Source organism: Promicromonospora sp. NPDC059942, assembly GCF_042731755.1.
GTDB lineage: Bacteria > Actinomycetota > Actinomycetes > Actinomycetales > Cellulomonadaceae > Promicromonospora.
In genome coordinates, this window is record NZ_JBHWLR010000012.1 from 177,995 (window position 1) to 185,240 (window position 7,246).

A 7,246-nucleotide genomic window follows, 5' to 3' on the forward strand; every position below is an offset into this window, starting at 1 on the left:
GAGGTGGAAGAGTTGACATCCCCCTTTGCTGATGACGAAGTACCCCCCTTTTGGGGGGGTTGCCTGCTCTTCTTGTCCTAGGGAATGAAAGGGCACGTGGTCGTTTCTCCCCCCTCCCCCCCCCCCCCTCGCGCGATCAGACGTCGGGGCCTACTGGCCGAGCTGGTTCTGCAGGTCGGCCTGCGTCTGGTCCAGGGCCTCCTGGACCGGGGTGCCGTTCTCGTAGATCTCGTTGAGCGTGACCGTGCGGAACGTGTCGTCGACCGTGGGCCAGTTGGGGTCGCTGAACGACTCGAAGTGCCCGATGCCGTCCTTGACCTCGTTCAGCACGTCGAACAGGTTGGTCTGGAAGTACTTGTTGAACTTGTTCTCCGGGTTCTTGGTGACGGCCTCGTCCTCCCAGACGGCCATGTTCACCGGGTCGAAGCCCAGCACCTCCCACACGGCGACGTTCGCCTCGGGGGAGAGCTTGGCGAACGCGAGCCACTGCGCGGCGAGGTCCTTGTTCGGCGAGACGGCCGGGACAGCCGCCCCGGTGCCACCGCCACCGATGGTCTGCACGACGGCGTCGTCCGGCACCGGGGCCGGGGCGATGGCCACCTTGCCGGCGAGGTCGGGCATGTAGTCGACGAACCGGGACGTGTACCAGGCGGGGTAGACGATCGCGGCGTAGTCGCCGTCGTTGATCGCGCCGTACGCCTCCTCGGAGTCGGGGCTCCCGCCGGGGATCGTGGAGATCGCGCCGGCGTCCTGCATGTCCTTCATCATCGAGAGGGCCTCGACGACCTCGGGGCTGTTGACCTGCACGTTGCCCTCGGCGTCGATGTACTGCCCGCCGAGCTGCGCCGTGATGAGCGGCTCGAGGAACATGACGCTGGTGCTGGCGACCCCGAACGCCTTGCCGGTCTCCTCGTGGTACTTGACCCCGGCCTCCTGGAAGTCGTCCCAGGTCTTGATGGTCGTGTAGTCGATGCCGGCGCCCTCGAGCGCCTCCGTGTTGTAGAACGTGGTGAACGCGCCGACGTGCGTCGGGAACCCGTAGATCTTGCCGTCCTTGCTGTACAGGTCGAGGCGGGCCTGGACGACGTCGTCCTTGTACGGCGCCGCCGCCTCCGTCAGGTCGAGCAGGGGCGGGTTGTCGCCCTTGACGAAGTTGGCGAACTTGTTGACCTCGATGTCGACGACGTCCGGCAGGCCCTCACCGGAGTTCACCGCGAGCTGCAGCTTGTTGTGCATGTCGTCGTAGGGGTAGACGGTGACCTCGAGGTCGATCTCCTGGTCGGGGTTGGCCTCGTTCCACCGCTCGGCCATCTCCTCGTAGTACGTGGCGTGCACGTCCGCGAACGTCCACATGTTCAGCGTCGTGGAGCCGTCGGCGTTCTTGGCGGGTGCCTCGGGCTGGCCCCCGCCGCACGCGGCGAGCGCGGTCACCGCCAGTGCGGCGGTCAGCATGGACACCGTCGTCCGTAGCCTGGTCATGTTTGTTCTCCGTTCGATCTGAGGTTCGACCTGAAGTTCGGTCTGAGGTGCGGTCAGCCTTTGACCGCGCCCGCGGTGATTCCTTCGATGAAGAAGCGCTGGAAGGCGAGAAAGAGGATGAGGACGGGGATCAGCGAGAAGAAGGCCCCGATGATCAGCAGCTCGTAGTTGTTCCCGTAGGGCGTCAGGAGCGTGTTCAGGCCGATCGGCAGCGTGAACTTCTCCGGGCTGCGCAGCACCAGCAGCGGCCACAGGAAGTTGTTCCAGCAGAGCATCCCGTTGAGGATCGCCATCGCGGCCATGGCCGGCTTGGTGATCGGCAGGACCAGCCGGAAGAAGATGCCGAACTCGCTCACGCCGTCCACGCGCCCGGCCTCGAGGATCTCCTTCGGTATGCCCAGGAAGTACTGGCGGAAGAAGAAGATCGTCACGGCCGAGGCGAGGAACGGGAGCGCGATCACCACGTAGGTGTCCGCCAGCCCCATGTCGTTGACCTGCACGTACAGGGGCAGCATGAGCATCTCGAACGGGACGGTCATGACCAGGAGCACCATGATGAACCACAGCGTCTTGGTCCTGAACTCGTACATCGCGAAGCCGTAGGCGACGAACGCGCTCACCAGCAGCGTCCCGGCGACCTGCCCGACCGTCAGCAGGAGCGTGTTGGCGAACCAGCGGAAGTACGGGCCCGAGTCCGTGAACAGCAGGACGTAGTTGTCCAGGCTCAGGGTGCCGAGGTCGACGTCGAAGGTCATGCCGCGCCGGATCACCTCGTTCCCGTCCTGGAAGGTGCCCACGAAGATGGCCAGCAGCGGGACGAGGGAGATGAGTGCCATCACGATGAGCAGGACCGACTGGATCCACGCGGCGGCGGACGGCGCGTGACGACGTCGGGCGGCGGTGGCGGGCGCGGTCGTCGCCCGGTCCTGTTCCTGGAGCACGGCCATCACGCGGCCTCCTTCTTGAAGGTGCCGCTGGCGACGAGATAGGAGATGTTGATCGCCATGACGATGACGAGCAGCACCACGCCGACGGCAGAGGCGAAGCCCAGGTCGTTCTCCTCGATGCCCTTGCGGTAGAGGTATCCGACGACCGTGAGGCCCTGGTTGTTGGGCGAGTTGTTGCCGGCGTAGAGCATGAAGCTCTCGAGGAACATCGCCAGCCCGCCGTAGACGCTGATCGTGACGACGTAGACGATGGTCGGCCGCAGGTTCGGGATGGTGATGTGCAGGAACTGGCGGAACCTGCTCGCGCCGTCGATGGAGGCCGCCTCGTAGTACTCGGTCGGGATCGCCTGCATGCCGGCCAGGAAATACATCATGTTCACGCCGGTCCACCGCCACAGGGCGATGGCCAGGAGGGCCGCGAGACCGGTGACGTCACCGCGCAGCCAGCGGACCGGGCCGAAGCCGAAGAACTCGGCGACCTGGTTCATGATCGCGGTGTCGGACTCCGCGAAGATGAGCCGGAACACGATGCCGGCCACGACGACGGAGGTCAGCGCGGGCACGAACATCGACGCCTTGAAGAACGCCTTGATGCGAGCGCTGCCGATGCCCGAGTTGATCAGCGCCGCCAGCGCCAGCGGGATCGGGATGAGCAGCACGAGGGTCAGGACCATGTAGCGCAGGCTGTTGAACAGGGCCTGCCAGAAGATGCGGTCCTGCCAGAGCCGCTCGTAGTTGTCGAGCCCGATGAACGTGGCCTGGCCGTAGAGCACCTCCTGGGTGCTCATCACGAACGACCGCCCCAGCGGGACGACCCAGAAGACGGCGAGGGTCACGAGGAAGGGAAGGATGAAGAGATAGGGCGCGAGCCTCTTCGAGTACAGGAGCTGCTTCACGGCGGTTCGGATCCTCCTTGATCAGAGCCACGGGGTGACACCGGCACGGTCGGACGCAGCCGTCGGACGCGGGGTGTCATGATGGTCGGCGTGGTGAAGATGAGCGATGTGGCACATGAAGCAGGCGTCTCGACGATGACGGTCTCGAATGTCATCAACGGGCGGCCGGGAGCTAGTGAGGACACCCGTGCCCGCGTGCTCGACGCGGTGGCCCGGCTCGGCTACCGGATGAACGCCACGGCGCGGCAGCTGCGCGTGGGCCGCAGCGGCGCCATCGGGCTGCTGGTGCCGCACCTGGACGGGCCGTACTACTCGCACCTGGCGGCGCGGCTGGACACGCTGGCGCACGCGCGGGGCTACCACGTCATCATCGAGCGGACCGGTGCCAGCAGGGAGGGAGAGCTCGACGCCATCTCGCCCGAGCGGGTGAAGCCCTACGAGGGCGTGGTGTTCAGCCCGGTGCAGATCGACACCGCGGACGTGCGGGCGGCCGGCATCGAGGTCCCGGTGGTCCTGCTCGGCGAGCGCCGGCTGGCAGGCTCCTTCGACCACGTGATGATGGACAACGTCGGCGGCGCCGAGCTCGCGGTCTCGCACCTGCTGGAGCACGGCGCGCGGCGCATCGCCCTGATCGGCGGCCGCCCGGACACCGGCGTCGACAGCATGGCGACGCTGCGCAGCCGCGGTTACCGCAGCGCGCACGCCAAGGCGGGCGTGCCGGTCGACGAGCGCCTCGTCGTGGACGCCGCCTCGTTCACCACGAAGGACGGTTACGAGGCGGTCATGCGCCTGCACCGCGGCGGCACCCCGTTCGACGGCGCGTTCGCGCTGACCGACGCGGCGGCCATGGGCGCGCTGCGGGCCCTGGCCGACGTCGGGCTGCGCGTCCCGGAGGACGTCCAGGTGGTCGGCTTCGACAACGACGCGGAGGGGGAGTACCTCATCCCGCGGCTGACCACCATGGACCCCGACAACGACTCGATGGCCGAGCGCATCATGGAGCTGCTCCTGCGGCGCGTCGAGGCGGGCGAGACCGGTGAGGCGCCCGACGGCGGTGCGGTCGAGTCCGTCATGTCGGCCCGGATCGTCGTGCGTGAGTCGACGCTCGCCCGCACGTCTGCCTAGTCGATCGGTCACTGGTTCTCTTCCTTGAGCAGCCACCCCGCTGATATTTATCGATAAAGTAGAGGGCAACTCCCGGAGTGTCAACGCCCGGGCCGCGTCGGACGCGGGCCTGGCCGAGGTGCCGGCGCGCTCGCCGACCGCTCCTAGCGACGGTCCGGCGGCGGTGCGGTCGAGTCGCGGACGGTGAGGCTGGTGGCGAGCTGGACGTGCCGTGACGCGGGCTGGACGCCGTCCGCCATGGCCAGCAGCGTCTCGACGGCCATCCGACCCATCCCGGCCAGCGGCTGGTGCACCGAGGTGAGCTGCGGTGTCGTCCAGCTGGCCTGGGGCGTGTCGTCGAAGCCGATGACGCTCAGGCGCTCGGGCACCGGGACGTCCTGCTCGTGCGCCGCGGCGAGGACGCCGACGGCGATCTCGTCGTCGCCGGTGAGGATCGCCGTCGGCGGCTCGGGCAGGGCGAGCAGCGCGCGGCCGTGCACCAGGCCGGTGTCGATGGAGAACGAGTCGCTGCGTACCAGCTCCTGGTCCAGCTCGATGCCCGCGGAGTCCAGGGCCGCCCGGTAGCCGTGGAGACGTTCCCGGGCGGCGGCCGACGCCTCCGGGCCGCCGATCCAGCCGATGCGGCGGTGCCCGAGGTCCAGCAGGTGTTCCGTCGCCGTGCGCCCGCCCGCCCAGTTGGCCGACCCGACGCTGACGGTCCGGGGATCGTCCAGGTCGACCGGGTCGATCATCACGAACGGCATCCGGACCTCCTTCGCGGCCTGGAGCACCGCGTTGGGTCGGGCCAGCGTGATGCCGACGATGCCGACCACGCCGGACTCCTTCTGCTCCGCCATCCAGGCCCGGGCGGCGGCGCGGGTGGCCCGCACCGCGCGGTCGGGTGCGGAGCGCACCAGCAGATTGGTGCGGGCGCTCGTGGCCGCGGCGAGGACGCCGTCCAGCACGTTGGCGACGTAGGGCGAGGCCAGTTCGTCGAAGACGGCGGCGATGGTGCGGGTGCGTGGCGGCTCGCCCTGGGTGGTCGGTCGGTAGCCGAGCGCGGCGACGGCCTCGAGGACCCGTTCGCGCGTGTCCTGGGCGATGTCGTGGCGCCCGTTGAGCGCCTTGGACGCGGTGCTCGTGGAGACCCCGGCGTGTCGCGCGACGTCGGCGAGCGTCGCCCGCTCCTTCGATGGCCGGCCAACCATGGCGTTTCCCTTCGTCGAAATTGTTTCGGAGGCTACTGGTAGCCCGGGGCGACGTCAATCCAGATATTTGCCCCTCGTGAACCTGTTGACGCCTCGCCCGAGCCGTCGTTACAGTCCGTGCTTGATCGATAAAGTTGCGAAACTATTTCGCAACCTCTCAACGAGGAGGGACAGGGTGATGAGGCTTCTTACCAAGGCATGGACGGTCGGTGTCGCGCTCGCGACGGCCGGTGCGCTCACCGCGTGCTCGGGTGCGGGTGGGACCACGGCGAGCGCGGGCGGCGGCAGCGCCGACCAGCCGGTGAAGCTGACGGTGTGGAGCTGGGACGGCACGGTCGAGCTCGCGGTTCCGGGCTTCGAGAAGGCCAACCCCGGCATCGACGTCGAGGTGGTGAACGCCGGCTCGTCCTCCGACGAGTACCAGGCGCTCGACAACGCGATCCAGGCCGGATCGGGTGTCCCGGACCTGGTGATGTTCGAGTACTTCGCGGTCCCGTACTTCGCCGTCCCGGGCAAGCTCGCCGACCTCGGCCCGCTGGGCGCGACCGAGCTGGCGGACGACTACGTCCCGTCGGCCTGGAACAACGTCGTCATGGGCGACGGCGTCTACGCTCTGCCCTCGGACTTCGGGCCGGCCGTCATGTTCTGGAACGAGGCGACCTTCGCCAAGGCGGGGATCGACGAGGCGCCGGCGACCTGGGACGAGTACTACCAGGACGCCAAGAAGATCCGGGCCCTGGGCGACGACTACTACATCACCCAGGACACCAACGACCTCTTCTTCCTGCTCTCGCTGATCTGGCAGGCCGGCGGCCGTCCGTTCGAGGTCGACGGGACCACGGTGCACATCGACTTCTCCGCCCCGGAGACCCAGAAGGCGGTCGCGTTCTGGCAGAAGATGATCGACGAGGACCTGGTCAACACGAAGATCAGCGCCTGGTCCGACGACTGGAACCGCGCGCTCAACGACGGCACGCTCGCCTCGCAGAACATGGGCGGCTGGCTCACCTCGACGCTGCCCGAGCGGGCGCCGGACGCCGCTGGCGACTTCCGGGTCGCCCTCATGCCCCAGTGGGAGAAGGGCGAGAAGGTCGGCGCCGAGAACGGCGGCTCGTCCTTCGGTATCCCGGAGGCCGCTGCCAACAAGGAGGCGGCCTACAAGTTCCTCGAGTACTTCACGCACGGCGAGGGACTGCAGCCCCGCGTCGACGCCGGCGCGTTCGTGCCGAACAAGTCGGTGCTGGACAGCCCGGAGTTCCAGGACGTGAAGAACCCGTACTTCGGTGACCAGAAGACCGGTCAGGTGCTCGCGGAGGCGTCGAACATCGCCGCCGTCGGCTGGCAGTACCCGCCGTTCTTCGAGTGGGCGCGGAGCACCTACGGCGACATCGCCACGCCGTTCTACACCTCGGGCAAGGGCTCGCTCGCCGAGGTCCTGCAGACCTGGGAGCAGCGCTCCGTCGAGTACGGGAACGAGCAGGGGTTCACGGTCGACTGACCACCTCCCGGCGGCGTCCCGTGCCCGTGCTCGGGGGGGGGGGGGCGCCCGAAAAAACCAACCCCACAAAAAAAAAAAAAAAATGCTTGTGGGCCGGGAGAGGTTCGCCACCCC

The 7,246-nt window shown here is 68.0% G+C and carries 6 protein-coding genes; 2 read left to right on the plus strand and 4 right to left on the minus strand.

The window, feature by feature from the left end; translation table 11 throughout:
* Window positions 1–150: 150 nt before the first annotated feature.
* The 3 genes from ACFV9Q_RS19900 to ACFV9Q_RS19910 are packed head-to-tail and all read right to left on the minus strand — an operon-like array spanning window position 151 to window position 3,322.
* The gene (locus tag ACFV9Q_RS19900; RefSeq protein ID WP_377235835.1) at window positions 151–1,479 is read right to left on the minus strand and encodes an ABC transporter substrate-binding protein; all 1,329 of its coding nucleotides are present in this window, start codon (window positions 1,477–1,479) and stop codon (window positions 151–153) included.
* Window positions 1,480–1,532: 53 nt separating this feature from the next.
* The gene (locus ACFV9Q_RS19905) at window positions 1,533–2,426 is read right to left on the minus strand and encodes a carbohydrate ABC transporter permease (protein ID WP_377235836.1); all 894 of its coding nucleotides are present in this window, start codon (window positions 2,424–2,426) and stop codon (window positions 1,533–1,535) included.
* The gene (locus ACFV9Q_RS19910; RefSeq protein WP_377235837.1) at window positions 2,426–3,322 is read right to left on the minus strand and encodes a carbohydrate ABC transporter permease; all 897 of its coding nucleotides are present in this window, start codon (window positions 3,320–3,322) and stop codon (window positions 2,426–2,428) included. The genes ACFV9Q_RS19905 and ACFV9Q_RS19910 overlap by 1 nt, the downstream gene beginning before the upstream one ends.
* 108 nt (window positions 3,323–3,430) lie before the next feature.
* On the opposite strand from ACFV9Q_RS19910, the gene ACFV9Q_RS19915 reads away from it, so the two are divergent.
* A complete protein-coding gene (locus ACFV9Q_RS19915; protein ID WP_377235838.1) occupies window positions 3,431–4,447 on the plus strand; it encodes a LacI family DNA-binding transcriptional regulator in 1,017 nt (338 codons plus the stop codon).
* A 143-nt stretch (window positions 4,448–4,590) separates the two neighbouring features.
* On the opposite strand, the gene ACFV9Q_RS19920 is transcribed toward ACFV9Q_RS19915, so the two are convergent.
* The gene (locus ACFV9Q_RS19920) at window positions 4,591–5,634 is read right to left on the minus strand and encodes a LacI family DNA-binding transcriptional regulator (protein WP_377235839.1); all 1,044 of its coding nucleotides are present in this window, start codon (window positions 5,632–5,634) and stop codon (window positions 4,591–4,593) included.
* Between the two features lie 178 nt (window positions 5,635–5,812).
* Here ACFV9Q_RS19920 and ACFV9Q_RS19925 point away from each other — a divergent pair, with 178 nt between their 5' ends.
* Window positions 5,813–7,132, plus strand: a complete 1,320-nt coding sequence (locus ACFV9Q_RS19925) for an ABC transporter substrate-binding protein (RefSeq protein ID WP_377235840.1) — start codon at window positions 5,813–5,815, stop codon at window positions 7,130–7,132.
* Window positions 7,133–7,246: the final 114 nt, after the last annotated feature.

Excerpts from the sequence above, each read along its gene's own strand:
- ACFV9Q_RS19905 (WP_377235836.1), bottom strand. The coding sequence starts at position 2,426 with ATGGCCGTGCTCCAGGAACAGGACCGGGCGACGACCGCGCCCGCCACC.
- ACFV9Q_RS19900 (WP_377235835.1), bottom strand. The coding sequence starts at position 1,479 with ATGACCAGGCTACGGACGACGGTGTCCATGCTGACCGCCGCACTGGCG.
- ACFV9Q_RS19920 (WP_377235839.1), bottom strand. The coding sequence starts at position 5,634 with ATGGTTGGCCGGCCATCGAAGGAGCGGGCGACGCTCGCCGACGTCGCG.
- ACFV9Q_RS19925 (WP_377235840.1), top strand. The coding sequence starts at position 5,813 with ATGAGGCTTCTTACCAAGGCATGGACGGTCGGTGTCGCGCTCGCGACG.